This window comes from Pseudoalteromonas sp. NGC95 (assembly GCF_015864705.1).
Lineage (GTDB): Bacteria > Pseudomonadota > Gammaproteobacteria > Enterobacterales > Alteromonadaceae > Pseudoalteromonas > Pseudoalteromonas arctica.
Genome location: NZ_JADYWR010000003.1, coordinates 127,274 through 144,953 on the forward strand (window position 1 = coordinate 127,274; position 17,680 = coordinate 144,953).

At 39.6% G+C, this 17,680-nt stretch carries 17 protein-coding genes; 9 read left to right on the top strand and 8 right to left on the bottom strand.

Annotated elements, in window-relative coordinates; all coding sequences use genetic code 11:
* Positions 1–28: 28 nt before the first annotated feature.
* The 6 genes from I6E70_RS04410 to I6E70_RS04435 all read right to left on the bottom strand — a co-directional run bounded on the left by I6E70_RS04410 (position 29) and on the right by I6E70_RS04435 (position 4,523).
* Positions 29–1,108, bottom strand: coding sequence for a flavin monoamine oxidase family protein (locus tag I6E70_RS04410; RefSeq protein WP_197188116.1), 1,080 nt, complete (start codon positions 1,106–1,108; stop codon positions 29–31).
* Between the two features lie 286 nt (positions 1,109–1,394).
* Complete coding sequence (locus I6E70_RS04415) at positions 1,395–1,805, bottom strand: hypothetical protein (RefSeq protein WP_197188117.1); 411 nt, start codon at positions 1,803–1,805, stop codon at positions 1,395–1,397.
* Positions 1,792–3,129: an ATP-binding protein gene (locus I6E70_RS04420; RefSeq protein WP_197188118.1), complete on the bottom strand. Its 1,338-nt coding sequence runs from the start codon at positions 3,127–3,129 to the stop codon at positions 1,792–1,794. Before I6E70_RS04420 ends, I6E70_RS04415 begins: the two co-directional genes overlap by 14 nt.
* Positions 3,123–3,797, bottom strand: coding sequence for a response regulator transcription factor (locus tag I6E70_RS04425; RefSeq protein WP_007375447.1), 675 nt, complete (start codon positions 3,795–3,797; stop codon positions 3,123–3,125). Before I6E70_RS04425 ends, I6E70_RS04420 begins: the two co-directional genes overlap by 7 nt.
* 3 nt (positions 3,798–3,800) lie before the next feature.
* Positions 3,801–4,058, bottom strand: coding sequence for a PepSY domain-containing protein (locus I6E70_RS04430; RefSeq protein WP_002959808.1), 258 nt, complete (start codon positions 4,056–4,058; stop codon positions 3,801–3,803).
* A gap of 162 nt (positions 4,059–4,220) precedes the next feature.
* Complete coding sequence (locus I6E70_RS04435) at positions 4,221–4,523, bottom strand: YciI family protein (RefSeq protein ID WP_010552536.1); 303 nt, start codon at positions 4,521–4,523, stop codon at positions 4,221–4,223.
* Between the two features lie 189 nt (positions 4,524–4,712).
* Here I6E70_RS04435 and I6E70_RS04440 point away from each other — a divergent pair, with 189 nt between their 5' ends.
* A complete protein-coding gene (locus I6E70_RS04440) occupies positions 4,713–6,137 on the top strand; it encodes a sodium-dependent transporter (RefSeq protein WP_010552537.1) in 1,425 nt (474 codons plus the stop codon).
* 97 nt (positions 6,138–6,234) lie between these two features.
* On the top strand, positions 6,235–6,687 hold the full coding sequence (locus I6E70_RS04445) for a hypothetical protein (protein ID WP_197188119.1): 453 nt from the start codon (positions 6,235–6,237) through the stop codon (positions 6,685–6,687).
* A 53-nt stretch (positions 6,688–6,740) separates the two neighbouring features.
* Here I6E70_RS04445 and moeA read toward each other — a convergent pair whose 3' ends face one another.
* Positions 6,741–7,958, bottom strand: coding sequence for a molybdopterin molybdotransferase MoeA (gene moeA / locus I6E70_RS04450; protein ID WP_197188120.1), 1,218 nt, complete (start codon positions 7,956–7,958; stop codon positions 6,741–6,743).
* Between the two features lie 45 nt (positions 7,959–8,003).
* Between moeA and modA the strand changes: the two genes are divergently transcribed.
* From modA to I6E70_RS04465, 3 genes are read left to right on the top strand one after another with little or no spacing between them, the layout of a single operon-like run.
* Positions 8,004–8,756 carry a molybdate ABC transporter substrate-binding protein gene (gene modA / locus I6E70_RS04455; protein ID WP_197188121.1) on the top strand — a complete coding sequence of 251 codons (753 nt, stop codon included), beginning with the start codon at positions 8,004–8,006 and terminating at the stop codon, positions 8,754–8,756.
* Positions 8,743–9,420, top strand: coding sequence for a molybdate ABC transporter permease subunit (modB, locus tag I6E70_RS04460; RefSeq protein ID WP_002959821.1), 678 nt, complete (start codon positions 8,743–8,745; stop codon positions 9,418–9,420). The genes modA and modB overlap by 14 nt, the downstream gene beginning before the upstream one ends.
* Position 9,421: 1 nt before the next feature.
* Positions 9,422–10,450 carry an ATP-binding cassette domain-containing protein gene (locus I6E70_RS04465; RefSeq protein ID WP_197188122.1) on the top strand — a complete coding sequence of 343 codons (1,029 nt, stop codon included), beginning with the start codon at positions 9,422–9,424 and terminating at the stop codon, positions 10,448–10,450.
* On the opposite strand, the gene moeB is transcribed toward I6E70_RS04465, so the two are convergent.
* On the bottom strand, positions 10,451–11,209 hold the full coding sequence (moeB, locus tag I6E70_RS04470; protein WP_197188123.1) for a molybdopterin-synthase adenylyltransferase MoeB: 759 nt from the start codon (positions 11,207–11,209) through the stop codon (positions 10,451–10,453). It abuts the gene before it with no gap.
* 289 nt (positions 11,210–11,498) lie between these two features.
* Between moeB and I6E70_RS04475 the strand changes: the two genes are divergently transcribed.
* From I6E70_RS04475 to I6E70_RS04490, 4 genes are all read left to right on the top strand, one after another.
* A complete protein-coding gene (locus tag I6E70_RS04475) occupies positions 11,499–12,968 on the top strand; it encodes a NarK family nitrate/nitrite MFS transporter (protein ID WP_007585259.1) in 1,470 nt (489 codons plus the stop codon).
* A gap of 13 nt (positions 12,969–12,981) precedes the next feature.
* Positions 12,982–14,724 (top strand): bifunctional protein-serine/threonine kinase/phosphatase, encoded by a 1,743-nt coding sequence (locus I6E70_RS04480; RefSeq protein WP_197188124.1) that lies wholly within the window; start codon positions 12,982–12,984, stop codon positions 14,722–14,724.
* Between the two features lie 9 nt (positions 14,725–14,733).
* Positions 14,734–15,927 (top strand): alginate export family protein, encoded by a 1,194-nt coding sequence (locus tag I6E70_RS04485; RefSeq protein WP_197188125.1) that lies wholly within the window; start codon positions 14,734–14,736, stop codon positions 15,925–15,927.
* A gap of 227 nt (positions 15,928–16,154) precedes the next feature.
* Positions 16,155–17,678, top strand: a complete 1,524-nt coding sequence (locus I6E70_RS04490) for an FAD-dependent oxidoreductase (RefSeq protein ID WP_197188126.1) — start codon at positions 16,155–16,157, stop codon at positions 17,676–17,678.
* Positions 17,679–17,680: the final 2 nt, after the last annotated feature.

The window sequence follows — 17,680 nt, forward strand, 5'->3', positions numbered from 1 at the left end:
GGTTAAATTATCAGTAAATACAGGGCTATTAATTAACAAACAATTTAATAGCGTCATCCACTGCGTTTATTGCGCCTTCTAAATATCCTGCTTCTTGTTTTGCAAACTCACTCGCTACAAAATGAATGTTCAAGTTATTTAATTGCTCATCTAAGCCTGAAAAATCAAATTCTGGGTGCTGCGAAGGCTGAGTTTGATCGTCTCTATTAGCTACAAACTTATCGTCTGCCCAATCTTTAATAAAATACCCCGTTGCCTTTTCAGCATCTTTACCATAAAAGTAGCTAAGCTGCTGGGCACAGGCTTGAATTAATTGCTCTTTAGTTACTTGGTTTCTTGATAAGTAGGGCACACCTATAAAGCCAAATAATGCGGCGTAATTGCCATCTTCAGCACTGGCATCGTGAATTTCGACCATTGGGCCTACGCGACTAAAGCATTGTCCTGATAAGTTTTTATCACGCCAAAATGCATGTTCAAAAGTAGCTATAAATTTGGCTTGTCCTGCCATCCATGTAGGTACACTACTAAGGCGGTTTATGAGCGTTGGAGTAGCCCATAGTTCAGGTGTTAAGTGTGTTGTAACCATACGAGCAGGAATAGCTGAAATTAGTTTTTCAGTAGTAAGGTGCTTTATATTACCTAAGTGATTAACCGTAATTTGCCAGTTATTATCACCTTTTTTAAGCTCAGTGACATTGTGTTCCAATAACACTGAATCAGGATTAAGTTGCTCGTATAAGGCAGTTATTAAGGTATTCATGCCGTGTTTGAGTCTAAATAGTTGCATATCTCCAGCACCTGCAATTTGTTGAGGCTGCTTGGAATTAGGCGCTTGATATAACACATCACCTTTGTTGTATTGCTCAAATATACTTAAGCGGAGTGACTTTACTAAAGCTTGAATTTTTGGTTGGTGAGGAAATATCCACGTAGGACCCAAATCAAAACTAACATCGTTATTTATTGGTGATTGCGCAGCAAAAACTCGGCCGCCTAATTGCGATTTAGCCTCCAGTAATAAGTACTCAATATTAAGCAGTTGTAATTTATACGCACTGTATAAGCCGGCCAGTCCGCCACCTATAATTATTACTGGTTTAGTCATTTGTTTACCTATTAGCTATTTAGCAATCTACTAGTAGGTAGTTTGTTTTGATATGAATAAATTGTCAAGTAGGCTAAAGGGAACGAGTAGTGAAACGTAATACCAATCTGCTTATATACGAGGTCTATTTAACGTTAAGAAAATTACGCTAGAACTAGGCAAAAATTTTTGTATCTAGTTGTTCTAAATAAAAAATTTTTAACGACGTTATAGTGCAATTTAATTCGTTAAATTGATCAAAGATTTATGCAGGTTGGTATAACTAGTTTAGTGTGCTTAAGTTACGTTAAAATGGGTGTTTTAGTGATTTTGTAAATTGATTTATAAGCTCAATTTCACAGAGTTTATAGCTAATGGCTGCTGTTGTCGCATTAGGAAGTTTTATTAAGTAACGCCATTGGCAGGCACTCTCAAGGTACTTTTCGTTATTTTTAATGCTGCGCATAAATAACGGCAGTACTTGCGTATTACCTGTGCTTTCTTGTGATTTAGTTAGCTCATATTTGCGCTTTTGTATCCAACTGCCTTGTGCTTGCTTTGCTTTATCAATCTGGCTATCTAGGCATTGAATATACCGCTTAGCTTCATCGGTTGTTGCTTTAGCGGCTAAAGTACATGCCTCATCTGCAAAGCTGTACTGGCTTGTAGTTAATAGCACAATGGCAGTTAGTTTTAATAAATAGTTACTTTTTGTCATTGTAATTAAACTCTAAGATAAATTGAGCGCCGGCTAAGTTATCAGCATCGGTAATGGTAAGTGTCCCGTTATACGACTTAACTAAATCAGATACAATCGCCATGCCTACGCCGTGTCCGCTTTCGTATGTATCGAGGCGAGTACCACGTGTAAGTAAAGATTCACGTTTATCCTCTGGCACACCAGGGCCATCATCGCTAATTCCAATACACAGAGTTTTACTTTGGATTACTTGTATTTCTACTTGCGAGCGACACGCTTTACAGGCGTTATCAATCAAGTTACCGAGTAATTCCGTTAAATCTGTTTGGTCACCTAAAAAGTAATCTTTTTCGGTTACGGTGCAGGTAAAAATAATATCTTTATCACGGTATACTTTTGCCATAGCACTGAGTATTGAATCGAGTACTGGCTTAATAGGTGTTTGCTTTTTCCACGTGTCTGATGCACCCGTTGCAGCACGCTTTAATTGGTGCTCGATCATCACATTAATTCGGTCGAGTTGTTCTTGTGCATCGGCATCGTTTGCCAATGGACTTGATTTTAGTACTGCAAGCGGTGTTTTAAGTGCATGAGCAAGGTCGCTCAATGAGGCTCTATAGCGCTCTTTTTGGCGCTGTTGCGACTCAAGTAGCAAGTTTAGGTCTGCTTTTATTGTTTGCAGCTCTACAGGGTAGAGGCCTTTAATTTCTTGAATATCACCCGATTCAATCGCTTTTATTTCTTTATCGAGTCGTTGGAGTGGGCGAGCGCTCCAAATGAAACCAATCGCCATTAGGCCTGCAATTGCAATCCCCATGATAAACATCCAATCTACAAGGGTTTGCTTAAAGCCATCCATTATACGAAGTAGAGCGTCGTTACGTTTGACTAATATAAAGCGAGCTTGTTCTGATTGATCTATGTTGTTTAAAATTACAGTCAGGCTAAGTTGCCAGTACGCGGTACTATTATACTCCACACGCCTGAAGTCGGCGGCACCGGCTTTGGTTTCTATTTGCTCTGGTACATAGTTTAAATTTACAGCCGATTCTGAGTTCCAAACAGGGTCATCATCGCGGTAAATCATTGCGTAGGTGTCTGAATTTAATCTGTTTAACTCAGGCGCTAAAATAGTGCTGGGCATAATAATACCATGCTCAGTAAAGTCGACTTCAGATATTAGCGAGTAGAGCTGTGCCTCGAGGGTTTTTTCTGTCGCATCAACAAGTGAAGCGTAATACGCTTTGCCAATTGAATAAAATAAGATAGGGAGTGCGACTAATAAAACAAAGACAAGGATAAATCCTTGCCTTATTTTTAACGATATTTGCGGTATTACCACTGGCTTTTAAGCCTGTAACCACGCCCACGTAGTGTCTCTACTGGGTTTAGTACGCCTTCTGGATCAAGCTTTTTACGCAAACGTAGTACAAATACTTCAATTACGTTTGAATCAAGGTCGAAATCTTGGTCGTAAATATGCTCAGTAAGTTCTGATTTAGAAATTACTTTTTGCGGATTTACCATTAAGTATTCAAGTACTTTATATTCGTAAGCTGTAAGGCTAAGTTCTTTATCATCAACCCATACTTGTTGTGAACGTGTATGAATTTTAATTGGACCCGCAGTCATTTCTGGATTTGCTTTACCAGCACTGCGACGAATTAATGCATTACAACGTGCAATAAGTTCTTCAACATGAAATGGTTTTGTAAGGTAGTCATCTGCACCTGCATCTAAACCTTCTACTTTATCCTGCCAGCGATCGCGCGCTGTTAATATTAAAATAGGGATAGTAATGCCTTGTGCTCGTGCTTTATTGATTAGCTCAATACCGTCTATTTTAGGTAAACCTAAATCAACTACGGCCATATCAAGCGGGTATTCTGTAATGTGGAAAAGACCTGCTTCACCATCGTGACATAAATCCACGCTGTAACGTTCTTTTTCTAAAGCATTACGTAGGTTATCTGCTAAATGTAAATCGTCTTCAATAACTAAAATTCGCATTTGTTAATCCTTTTTCACTTCGCCGGTTTTTTTATTTATATGTAAATCAACGACGTGGCCGTCAGATTTGAGTATTCGTACGGTATAAAAATCTGTTTTTTCGGTAATTTTTAAGGTCTTACCGCCTATTGTTTTCTTTGCAAGTATTACGGCTTTCTTTTTGTCCACCTCAGCATGAGATGCTTGGGTGGCCGTCGCTGCTTGAGCAAAGTTAGCTAAGCTAACACAAGCAATAAAACCGAGGCTTAATAATACGCGCATAATGGAAAACTCCTAAACCAGACCCACTTAGTTTAATTAACTAAGTTACTAAAATTCAAGTAAAAACGCTAAATTCGCTTTTATCTCAGTAATTTTAATTAAAATCTTGTGAACAAACCCTGAATTACAGTGCAACACACGCTCTTAGGGTTTAATACACTTTTAAGCAGGGAACACTTTTTTGAAAGGTTTAACAATTGTATTTTCATAGATGCCAGCGGCAACGTAAGGGTCAGCTGCTGCCCACTCTCGAGCTGCTTCTATTGATTCAAACTCAGCAACAACTAATGAACCGGTAAAACCTGCTTCTTGAGGATCTTCACTATCGACTGCCGGAAACGGACCCGCAGTTAATAAACGGTTTTGTGAATCAAGCTCACTAAGGCGTGCTAAATGTGCCGGGCGTGCTGCTTTTCTAAGCTCTAAGCTGTTTTCAACATCTGTTGAGTGAATCATGTACAACATAAGGAATCTCATAAAAATTGTTAAATTTGATTAACGCAATACTACCACAGCGTTGAAAATTGGTGAATTAAAAGCGTATTTACACAGGTTTACACTTCGATTTTATTTTTAAGCTGTAATTGCTTGAAAATATCTGTGTAACACTGGTAGAGTCGCTGAAATATACAAAATAATAAAAAGGTTTTATGCATGAGCGAAAATAGAGAACGATTTAGTTCCCGTCTCGGATTCATAATGGCAGCGGCAGGTTCGGCTGTTGGTATTGGTAATTTAGTTGGTTTTCCGGTTTCTGCTACCAAAAATGGTGGTGGCGCATTCTTATTAATTTACGCTTTATTTGTCGTGTTCATTTGTTTACCAGTCATGATGGCTGAAATGGCAATGGGTCGTAACGCTCAAAAAGATCCACTTGGTTCGTACAAGCTATTATCTAATAACGATAAAAAATGGAAGCTAGCAGGTTTTTTAGCGGTGCTTACACCATTTATGATTGCTGTGTTTTATATGGTAATTACGGTTTGGATTTTTGGTTACTTAACGCAAACAGGCCTCGGTAATTTAGATTTACTTGCAGATCCTGGCCACTTTGGTGTTTTTATTAATAGTTACACTGTGTTTGGTTATATGGCCGTTGTGGTTATTATTGTTAACTTAATTTTATTAGGGGGTGTTAAACAAGGCATAGAAAAAGCCGCTAAATTTTTAATGCCAGCCTTACTTTTCATGCTACTTGCTTTAGTTACTTATGTATTAACGCTTGATAACGCAATGGCCGGTGTTAAATACTACATTATTCCTGATTTTTCTAAGATGAGTGCAAGTGTACTTAATGGCGCATTAAGCCAAGCGTTTTTCTCGCTATCGCTGGGTATGGGTATATTAATGACTTACGCGTCGTATATTTCTAAAAAGGATGACATTGTAAGTAGCGCTAAAATGGTCGCTATTACGGACTCACTCGTTGCGTTTGTAGCGGGCCTAATGGTGTTGCCCGCTATATTTAGCTTTGATCCAAACACAGACCCATCAGCACTTTCTGACTCGTCTGTATCAATGATTTTTGTATACCTACCTAAAATATTATTAGCACTGCAAAATGATATTGGTTATGTAGGTGCGTCTATTGTTGCGTTCTCATTCTTCTTATTAGTATTTTTTGCAGCGATTACTTCACTTGTTTCAATAGTAGAAGTACCGACAGCAACACTAAGTGACCGTAAAGGTATTAGCCGTAAAAAAGCATTGGGCATCCTTACACTTTCAACCGGTGTACTTACTATTTTATGTACAATGTCGTTTGGTATGATTGACAGCCTTACTTCGTTCACCAGTTATGGCGGCGTTAATAAGAGCTTTTTTGATATTATTGTTGATGTATTTTACGACACAATTTTACCGCTTAATGGCTTAATGGTGTGTTTGTTTGTAATGTACCGCTGGAAAAAAGCACGCTTAACACAAGAGCTAAGCTTAGGTTCGCCTAATTATGCGGGAAGCTTGATGGAAAAGTACGTTAACTTTTCACTTTCAACGTTTATTCCTGTCATTCTAGCTGTGATATTTATAAATACAGTGGCGACTAAGTTTTTTGATTTAAAAATATTCGGTTTTTAAATAGACCTCTTTAAAAGCTTATTGAATAATAAAATGCCGCTCAGTTAAGCTTAGCGGCATTTTTTATAGGCGTTTTTAATTATTAAAGGGATTTAAAATGAATAAAATTATTATTGGGTTTGCTTTTGCTATTTCATCATTTGGCGCATTTGCACAAAGCGCTGATGGTTGGCCAGAAGGCGGTGCAATGCACACCGGCAATACTTATAATTTAGAGGGTAATAGATACAAAACTAAAATCAGTAAAATGATGGATGAAATTTACCCGCAACTAACTGATGATTACCAAGTAGATGCAGTTAAAGCACAAATAAAAGCATGGGAGCAGTATATAGATGCTACATGTAACGTTGTTGGCATAGCAACGGGGGCCGGTGGCTCTTGGCCCTCAACGTATAGTGTTAAATGCGAAAGAAGCCTAAGTTATGATAGATACTTTGCGACTAAAAATGCGCTAAAGTGTGTTAATAGATTGAGCAAAGAAGAGTTTGTAGGGCGTAGCGAAAAGTTAAATTGTTTAATTCAAACATTAAATATAAAAATATTTTAAGACCTACATAGCGCTACAGCTAAATTATACAGTTAGCTGTAGCATTTTAGGCTTTATAGCAACTCAATACTTACTGTTGCGCCTTTTTCGATATTGCCGCTTTGTGCTGGCACTACAATTAAGCAGTTAGCTTTACTAAGCGACGAAAGTACACCCGAGCCCTGTTTATTAAACGGGGCAACGACTAAGTCACCTTGCTCGTTAATTGTTGCTGTACCGCGTTGAAAGTCGGCTCTGCCAGGGCGCTTTTTAATAACGGATGTAGTAACAGCGTTAAAGCGCATTTTAGGGTTTACTTCACCAAGACCCGACAGCTTTTGCAGTGCAGGCTCTACTAACTGATTAAACGTAACAGCAGCCGACACAGGGTTACCTGGCAAGCCAAAAAAGTAACTGTTACTTAGTTTACCAAAGGCAAAAGGTTTGCCTGGTTTCATGGCTATTTTCCAAAAGTGAATTTCGCCAATTTCGTTGAGCACTTCTTTAGTAAAGTCGGCTTCACCAACCGATACACCGCCTGAGCTTATTACGGCATCGGCAAGTTCGTTCGCTTTCAAAAATGCATTAGTAATGAGTTCTTTGTCATCAGGAATAATTCCTAAATCAATCACGTCTATATTTTTTTGTTGCAGCGCACTAATAATAACAGCGCGGTTGCTTTCAAAAATAGCGCCTTGCTTAAGAGGCTGACCAGGTTCAATTAGCTCATCGCCAGTAGAAAGCACGGCTATTTTTAAGGTTCTTACCACGTCTATATTGGCAATCCCTAAAGATGCAAGTAATCCCACATCAACGGCTTTTAATTTATCGCCTGCTTTTAAAATAACGTCGTCTATAGCAATATCTTCGCCAGCAAAACGTACATTTTCATTTAGTTCTGGTTGCGCAGTAAACGTAATTTTATCGCCATCAACCGAGGCGTTTTCTTGCATTACAACGCCGTTAGCGCCTGGTGCAATGGCGGCGCCGGTCATTATTCTTACGCATTGCCCAGGGGTAAGTGTTCCTTCAAAAACTTGACCTGCAAACACACTACCTACTTGTGTATAGGTTAAGCTTTTATCTGAAATACACAGCGCATAGCCATCCATTGCAGAGTTGTTATGAGCGGGTACGTTTATAGTTGATTTAACATCGCTTGCTAAAACGCGATCAACGCTTTGCATTATTGATATGGTTTCAACGTCTTTAACTGGCGCTATTGTGCCAAGTATATTGTGTATTGCAGTTTCAATTGGCAATAAACCGGGTGCATTGCAAACATCGTTCATATATATTGCTTACTTAAATCATTTTATTTTGAAACAATACTTATAATGTCAAAGCTTTACAATACATGGTTGGGTTATTTTTTGCTTATCGCATGCATGCTTTCGTGCGGCGTAAACGCAAAAGAAACGCTGCAAGTAGCCGTAGCGAGTAATTTTAAAACTGTATTGCAAACCCTACTAAAAAAATCCCCATTACCTAATGTTGACGTGAAAATATCAGCCGCTTCTAGCGGTGTTTTATATTCGCAAATAGTGCATGGCGCACCATTTGATGTGTTTTTATCGGCCGACGATTTTCGACCGCAATCACTTATTAAAGAAGGCTATGCCGAGCAAAGCAGTTTAATCACTTACGCGTTAGGCGAACTTGCTTTGTGGCAACCCAAAGCTGAAAAAGTAAATAATAAAGTAGCCATTGCTAATCCGCGTTTTTCACCATACGGGCGTGCCTCAGAGCACTACGCGAATAATCATTTTAAAAAGCCAGTAAATTATGTGTACGGGAATAATATCACGCATGCGTTTCAGTTTGTTGAAAGTGGTAATGTAGGAGTAGGGCTGGTGGCAGTTTCATCACTAAAGGCGGCTTACAGTAACACGCAAGATCAAAAATATTTAGATTACACCGTGCTGCCTATAAATCAATATCCCGATATAATTCAACAAGGCGTTATTATTAGCTCGACTAAAAAGCATGCTAGCGCTAAGCAACTTATGCAATTTTTAATGACGCAGGCTACGCAGCAACAGTTAATTGAATTAGGTTACAGAATAAAGGACAACAATGCTTCAAAGTGATTTAACCGCGCTGTGGTTAACTATAAAACTTGCCTTTATAACCGCAGTGCTCCTTCTTGTTTTTTGCATTCCACTGGCTTACAAGCTCGCTGGCTATAACGGTAAATTTAAACCATTTTTAGAGGCATTAATTGCAATGCCTTTAGTGCTGCCGCCTACGTTATTAGGGTTTTACTTACTTGTTTTGTTTTCGCCTGATCACGCTTTTGGGCAGTTTTGGTTTTGGCTAACGGGTACTCAGCTTGCGTTTAGTTTTCAGGGCGTGGTTATTGGCTCGCTTTTTTATTCGCTGCCTTTTGTAATGCAGCCTCTTGTGGCTGGGTTTAAGCATATTAATCAAACCTATAACGAAGCTGCCATTGCGCTTGGGTTAAGCCCGTTTAAACGCTTTGTGCATTTAATTATTCCGCTTTTAAAACCCAGTATTGGTAGCGCATTTGCTTTAGGCTTTGCGCATACATTGGGTGAGTTTGGTTTGGTATTAATGATTGGCGGTAATATTCAGGGGCAAACACAGGTGGTGTCTATTGCGCTTTATGACCATGTTGAATCGTTAAATTATACGGCGGCGCATCAGCTTTCACTTATTTTACTGGCTATTTCGTTTGCCTGTTTAGTGCTGTTATTTAAGTTTAATAAAAGCATTGTAGGGGTTAAGCAATAACATGATTAAGTTAAGCCTTTTTAAAGCACTCAATAATTTTGATTTAGATATAAACCTTGAGCTTGAGTCGTTTAATGTATTGGGTGTTTACGGACCTTCCGGTTCGGGTAAGTCAACATTACTGCGTTGTATTAGCGGTTTAGAGCCTGCAAAAAGTGTTTATGTAAACAATCAGCCAGTGCATGAGTTGCCAAGCGATAAACGCGGTATTACGCTTCAGTTGCAATCGTGCCCGTTGTTTCCTCATTTAGATGTAGCAGGTAATTTAGCGTTTACACAAAAACACTGCGGGAATAAGCAAACCAGCTTAACGCTAGAATACGTTGTTAAAACACTTGAATTACAAGACTTACTAAACCGTGATGTACAAAGCTTATCGGGTGGCGAACGCCAACGTGTAGTATTTGCGCGCACTTTGCTTGCCGGTCAAAAATTTATAATGCTTGATGAGCCCTTTAGTGCGCTTGATTGGTCATTGCGTTTTAAAACGCTCACTAAACTTAGCGAGTTTGCAGTTAAGTTTAATATTAAATTTATAATAGTAAGTCACTCATTAAAAGAGCTGCTATTTTGCTGCGATACCCTTATTCAGCTTGATAAAGGTAAGGTGATAAACCAAGGTGCAAGTGCACACGTTGCAAAAGCTATTTATGCAAACGATAGACAAACACCGCTGAGCTTAATTAATTACAATGTGGTTAAATTTGATGAAGACTACGGGCTATATCAACTGCAATTACAGCAAAGTGAGCAGCCGCTTTTTGTGCTTCCTGCACTTGTAGATAGCAGTAATAAGCTAATTATAGAAAGTGAGCAAATGTCGTTTAGTGCGTTAAAGCCTGAGCAAACAACGCACAGTAATGTTTTAAAGTCGGTATTAACTCAGGCTGAGCTTATTAATAATAAGTGGCAGCTAACGCTTAATGTAGATGGGCAAACATTGTATTGCTTGGCATCAAGACGAGTGTGGGACAAAAACGACTTTAAAGTGGGCGATGTGCTTTATACAACAATCAGTAATCTAGAATAACTAAATGCTGCATACCGCACATTGACTGTTTTTAGCTATTTTAAAACGATTAAACTCCATGCTTAAACCATCCACCAGCAATAAGTGCTCGCTTAAACCACTTGGCAAACCAGCAAGCATTTTTAGCGCTTCAGTAGCCTGAATGCTGCCTATTAACCCCACAATAGGAGAAAGCACACCAGATTCAGAGCAGCTTTGTGTTTGTTCACTAAAAAATTGCGATAAACAACCATAACAGTGGCTGTTTTCATCCATAGTAAAACACGCGACTTGTCCTTCCATACGTATTGCAGAGCCTGACACTAGCGGAACTTTAGCGTTAAAACAGGCGCTATTAAGTGCATTACGCGTTGCTAGGTTATCTGAGCAATCAATCACTATATCTATGTTATTAAATAATTGTTCTGTGGAGGTACTTGCATCAAAAAATGCCTCAATGGTGTTTATGTCTATTTCACTATTAAGCGCGTTAAGCTGTTTTTTAGCAGCACTGCATTTTGAACTACCAATATCACTTTCTTTATACAGTATTTGTCTTTGCAGGTTGGTCACGTCTATTTCATCGTTATCAACTAAGGTAAGCGTCCCAACGCCAGATGCCGCTAAGTATTGACCTACCGCACACCCAAGCCCACCCACACCAATAATTAAAGCATGCGATTGCCATAGTCGCTCTTGTCCGTCTATATCAAGCTGCGGCAGCATAATGTGCCGAGAATAGCGCAGTTGCTGCTGGTAAGTTAGCGGTGTTTTTTGCATTTTCAAACTTCTCATACTTTTTTTGAACAATACCAAGTTGTTAAATCCAAGAGCAAGTAGTAACGCTTTTTATTTGCACTCTAACAACCCAGAGCCCTTCACTCATATAGTGCAACTATAACGTATAAAAACAACTGTTGCATGTAACCGCATGAAATTTATGGTTTTTAATTAGTGGCTCAGTAATTGCTATATCGGGTTAACTTAAATTTAACAAACATTGGGCTGCTACTCATATAAAAGGGTGGGGCATTAATAAAACAATAATACGTTTACGAGGAAAATAAACATGCAACCGAGTTCAGGGTTTAACCTAATATCGTTTAGCGGAAAAATGAAAGTATTGCATCTAAGTTGGATGGTCTTTTTTGTGTCATTTTTTGTATGGTTTAACCATGCTCCTTTATTAGGTGCCATAGCGGGTTCACTTGGGATCACCATGGCACAAGTTAAAACATTACTAATTTTAAATGTAGCGTTAACTATTCCAGCGCGTGTTGTGGTGGGTATGCTAACCGATAAATTTGGTCCCCGTATTGTTTATGCGGCACTACTTATTAGCTGTAGTATTCCATGTTTTATGTTTGCTATGGCAACCACATTTGAGCAAGCCGCAATAGCGCGTTTTGCTTTAGGCTTTATTGGTGCTGGCTTTGTTGTGGGCATTCGAATGGTGAGTGAATGGTTTCCTGCTAATGAGTTGGGTATAGCGGAAGGTATTTATGGCGGTTGGGGTAACTTTGGTTCAGCAGCAGCGGCTATGTTATTGCCAATTATTGCACTAATGTTTGGCGGCGAAGATGGCTGGCGTTATGCAGTAGGTTTAACCGGTGTATTAAGCGTTATATTTGGTGTTATTTGGTACTTAAATGTAACCGATACGCCAAAAGGCGGTACATACTTTAAACCTAAAAAAGTAGGCGCAATGGAAGTTACCAGTAAAGGCGACTTTGTATTACTGCTTATTATGAAAATTCCTATGTACGGCGCATTAGCATTACTTACTTGGAAGCTTTCGCCAACCGGTGCTAACCTAATTTCGGCTAATTTTGTACTTGCTGTGTATGCTTTTTTAGTCCTACTTTATATTTACGAAGTGTATAAAACCTTTGACGTAAATGGTCATATTTTTAAAGAGCCTGTACCCGAGTCGCATCGTTATGAGTTTAAGCAAGTGGCTGTTTTAAATATTTTATATTTTACAACTTTTGGTTCTGAGCTTGCGGTTGTCTCTATGTTACCGCTGTTTTTTATGGATGTGTTTGCGCTTGATATGGTGTACGCGGGTATTTTAGCCTCTGCTTACGCATTTATGAACTTAGCATCTCGCCCTGGTGGCGGTTGGATTTCAGATAAATTAGGTCGTCGTATAACACTTATTGTACTTACGATGGGTCTTGCTGTTGGTTATTTTGTAATGGGCTTAGTTGATGCATCGTGGCCTTTATGGCTTGCAGTTGTTGCAGCTATGGCGTGTTCGTTCTTTGTGCAAGCTGGTGAAGGCGCTGTATTTGCCGCAGTACCACTAATTAAGCGTCGTTTAACTGGGCAAATAGCTGGAATGACAGGTGCTTACGGTAATGTTGGTGCAGTAGTGTACTTAACGGCATTATCACTTGTTGATTATCAAACCTTCTTTTTCATTATTGCGGGTAGTGCATTACTTGGCTTAGGCGCACTGTTTTTTATGAAAGAACCAGACGGACACATTACCGAAGTAAATGAAGACGGCACCGTTGAACTTATTTCAGTGACTTAAGGCATTATTGACTATGTTTGATGAAACACACCACGCTAAAGCGCTTGAAAATGAACTCAACGTTTCATTTGGCGGCCACAGCGCTAAAGGGTTAAAAGCAGAAAACCAAGATGCGTTTGCTGCCCTTAATACCAAAGCGCAAGAAAAAGAGTCTAAAGGCGTTATTGCCTGCTTAGCCGATGGGTGTTCATCAGCAAAAAATGCTAAACAAGCGTCTCAACTTTCGGTTACTCATTTTATAAATGAGTATTTAAATACTCCCGAAAGTTGGGCGGTTAAAAAGTCAGTATCGAAGGTGTTAGCAAGTTTAAATCAGTGGCTTTATTCGCAATCGGTTAATTATAATCACCTTGGTCAGCGCCAAGCCGATTGGATGACGACTTTTACAGCACTTATTTTAAAGTCGGCAACGGGTTATATATTTCACTTAGGTGATACGCGTATTACTCGCTTGCGAGGAAATAAAATAGAGGCAATAACACGGGATCACAAAGTAAACGATACCCTAACGCGTGCACTTGGCGCACAACTTCATCAAGAAATAGATGTTTATGAAGTAGAGCTTAAAGCAGGCGATATTTATATATTAACCTGCGATGGCGTACACGATGTGCTCCCAAGTAGTGATATAGCTAAATTAATTAACGAGCACACTAATTTAGAAAATGCAGCTAAAGCAATTACCGAACTTGCATTAGCGCGAGGCAGTGACGACAACGTAAGTTGCTTACTGGTAAAAGTAGAAAATATTGCCGAGCAAAAGTTAGATGAACTTTATCATTCGCTAACACGACGAAAAATTCCACCTGCGCTTAATGTTGGGCAAAAAATTGATGACTACACGGTTATTCGTAAATTACATGCCAGTAGTCGCTCACACATTTATTTAGTGCAACAAGCGCCCGATATACCGCCAGTGGTTTTAAAAGCACCTTCGGTTAATTTTGAAGACGATGTGCACTACCTTCAAGGCTTTATAAGAGAAGGCTGGGTAGGGCAACGCATAAACCATTTAAACGTGATGAAAGTACTGAGTACGCAATCGCAGAGTCGTTTTTTGTATCATATTTGTGAGTACATGGACGGGCAAACACTCAGAGATTGGAAGCACGACGTGCCGCACCCAGAAATAACCCAAGTACGCAGTATTATTGAACAAATAGTACATGCACTAAGGGCGTTTCAGCGACTCGATATGGTGCATCGCGATTTAAAACTCGATAATGTAATGATAGATGCGCACGGTAAAGTAACGCTAATAGATTACGGCACCGTAAGTGTTGCGGCTATGGACGAGTCGGTTAAACAAATTGCGGATGATTGCCCGCAAGGCACAGCCGATTACACCGCACCCGAAACACTTATTACTATGCACGCCGATTTTAAAAGTGATTTGTTTTCACTTGGCGTCATTGCATACGAGTTATTGTGCTCAAAATTACCTTATAAACCACTGCCACTTAACCACGTAGCGCCAAAAGATTACAGCCATTGGCACTACACAAGTATTCGTAAATACAGAGCCGATATTCCGTTTTGGTTAGATCAAGCCCTTATGAAGGCGCTTGCCCCTAAACCTGAGCTCAGATACCAAGCTTTTTCTGAGTTTATAAACGATATCAACAAACCTAATCCTTATTTAGAAAGTACCGCTAATAAAAGTTCAATAATGAAACGCGATCCAGTTATGGTGTGGAAATGTATTTCGCTGTGTTTATTTATTGCTTTGGTATGTGTATTAATAATTAAAACTTAGAGAACCAAAATGCTTAACTATAAGAACAACTTACCTATTATTTTTATACTGGGTTGCTTCACTGCGCCTTCAATAAGCCAAGCTTCGCAAACTGATCTTGATTTTAGACTGCGTTTTGAAAGCGTTGATCAAAACAATGCTCTAAAAGATGCAAGTGGCTTAACACTTAGAACCCGCTTAACGCATCAAACAGATGAGGTGAATGGTTTTTCAGCCCTTATTGAAGTAGAAGACATTCGCAGCCTATTGGGCGTAGATGATTACAACAATACGGTGGGAAAAAACACTAATTACTCTGTTATTGCAGACCCAGAAAACACTGAGATAGACCAAGGTTTTGTTAAATATACCCGCGATGGTTTATCGCTAAAAGTAGGGCGCCAAGTAATAGCCCTTGATGGGCAGCGTTTTGTCGGGCACGTAGGTTGGCGCCAAGACAGGCAAACCTTTGATGCCGCAACCATTAATTACGCATTTAATAACATAGATTTACAATACAGTTATTTAAATAAGCGTAACCGCATATTTGCTGACGATAAAGACATTAAATCGTCCGATCATCTTATTAATGCAAGCTTTAAAACAGACTACGGTAAAGTGGTTTTATACAGTTACTTATTAAGTGACGATGCACTACAAGACGACAGTTTAGACACTTATGGCGTTTCTTTTAACGGTAATAAAACCCTAAACGACATAAAATTTTATTACAAAGCGGAGTATGCAACGCAGTCTGCCTCAACAAGCGTGAGTGATTTTGATGCCGATTACTATGCACTTGAAGGCGCTGTTGATTTAAATGGTTTGGGCGTAAAAACAGTAACTTTAAAAGTCGGCATAGAGTCACTTGGCTCTGACAATGGCGATTACGGGTTTGCAACACCGCTTGCCACGTTACATAAATTTAATGGTTGGACAGATACGTTTTTAAATACACCCACACAGGGCTTGGACGACACTTACATAAGCTTAAACGGTAAAGCGTTTGACGGAAAGTGGCTGGTGGCTTATCACAGCTTTGATGCTAATGAGCAATCAAATGGGGTTGACGATTTGGGTACTGAACTAAACGTACAATACGTTAAACCTATTAATAAACAATACGCAGTGGGTGTTAAATATGCTGATTACTCAGCGGGCGATACTGCAGCTAATAAAGTCGATACTCAAAAATTGTGGGTATGGATGAGCGCTAAATTTTAACCCTCACTATCTTCTAAAATCCTCTTGTAATTTATGGCGACACAAGATGGTGCAGTTGCACCATCTTGTGGGGTTTTACGCTTCAAGCCTCTGCACCAATGTAGGCAACTTACTGATTTTAAATGCTTATATATTTGGCTTACATATTGCTATAACAATCCTATAACAAATCATTCGATTTCAATTTTAGTCAATTACTAAAGTAGATATCATTTTAAGGTGAGTAAATGCTAAGCAAGCAGCGTGTTGTAGTGGTAGGAAACGGAATGGTGGGGCACCATTTTGTGCAGCAGCTGGTTTCTCAAAATCAAGCTGATGAGCAATTTGAAATTACGGTACTGAGCGGTGAAGACCGTTTAGCGTATGACCGCGTACAACTATCCTCTTTTTTTAAAGGCAAAACCGCAGACGACCTCGCACTTACATGCAATAAAACCTATGACGATTGGCAAGTACGCTTTCATACTCATTCTAAAGTGGTTGATATAAATCGTGATGCACAAACTGTAACGACCGCTAAAGGGGAGTTGTTTGAATACGACAAGCTTGTGCTTGCTACAGGTTCATTTCCATTTGTACCGCCTATACCGGGTAAAGATCGCGAGCATTGCCTTGTTTATCGCACCATTAATGATTTACACGCAATAAAAAACTCAGCCCACGGTAGTAAAGTAGGCGTGGTAATTGGTGGCGGTTTACTGGGTCTTGAGGCTGCAAACGCATTAAAGCAATTGGGTTTACAGACTCACGTAATAGAATTTGCACCGCAACTTATGGGCGTACAAGTTGATGCGGGTGGCGGTCGGCTACTAAAAAACAAAATTACAGATTTAGGCGTTACTGTGCATACATCGGTAGCAACTGAGGAGATAGTAGAGGGTGAGAGTTGCCGTTACAAAATGTGTTTTAAAGGCGGTAAAACCCTTGAAACCGACATGATTGTATTTTCGGCGGGTATTCGCCCTTATGATAATTTAGCCCGCGAGTTTAATTTAGAGATAGGTGAGCGCGGCGGTATTGTAATTAATAACCACTGCCAAACGAGCGACAAAAACATATACGCGATTGGCGAATGTGCACTATGGAATAACTTTATTTTTGGCTTAGTAGCACCCGGTTACGCCATGGCTAAAATAGCAGTTGGGCATATTTTACAACAGACGCAGCAAGGTACTTTGCAAAGTACTGACTTAGACAATAAAGCCGATGAATTTAGCGGTGCCGATATGAGCACCAAGCTTAAATTAATGGGTGTTGAAGTGGGCTCTATTGGCGATGCACATGCACGCAGCGAAGGCGCAATAAGCTATTACTTTGAAGACCAACCCAATGGCATTTATAAAAAAGTAGTCACTAATTCACAAAGTAATAAACTGATTGGCGCCGTGCTTGTTGGCGATACCAGCGATTACGATAATTTACTGCAATATCATTTAAACGACATTGAACTTACCACCGCCCCCGAAGCGCTCATTATGCCCCTTGCCGGCGATATCGCAGAGCTAAGCGCCGACGACTTGCCTGATGACGCTATTATTTGCGCTTGTCATAAAGTAACTAAACACACCATTGAACAAACAGTCGCTAAAGGCTTTATAGACCTAGCAAGTGTGCAGCAAAGCACCAAAGCCAGTACAGGCTGTGGAGGTTGTGAAAAGCTCGTTCAAAACGTAATAAACAGCGCACTCGCTAAAGCAAGTAACACTATTAACGTAGTTACTCTTAATGAGCCTGTTAAACAGCCCGCATAAAT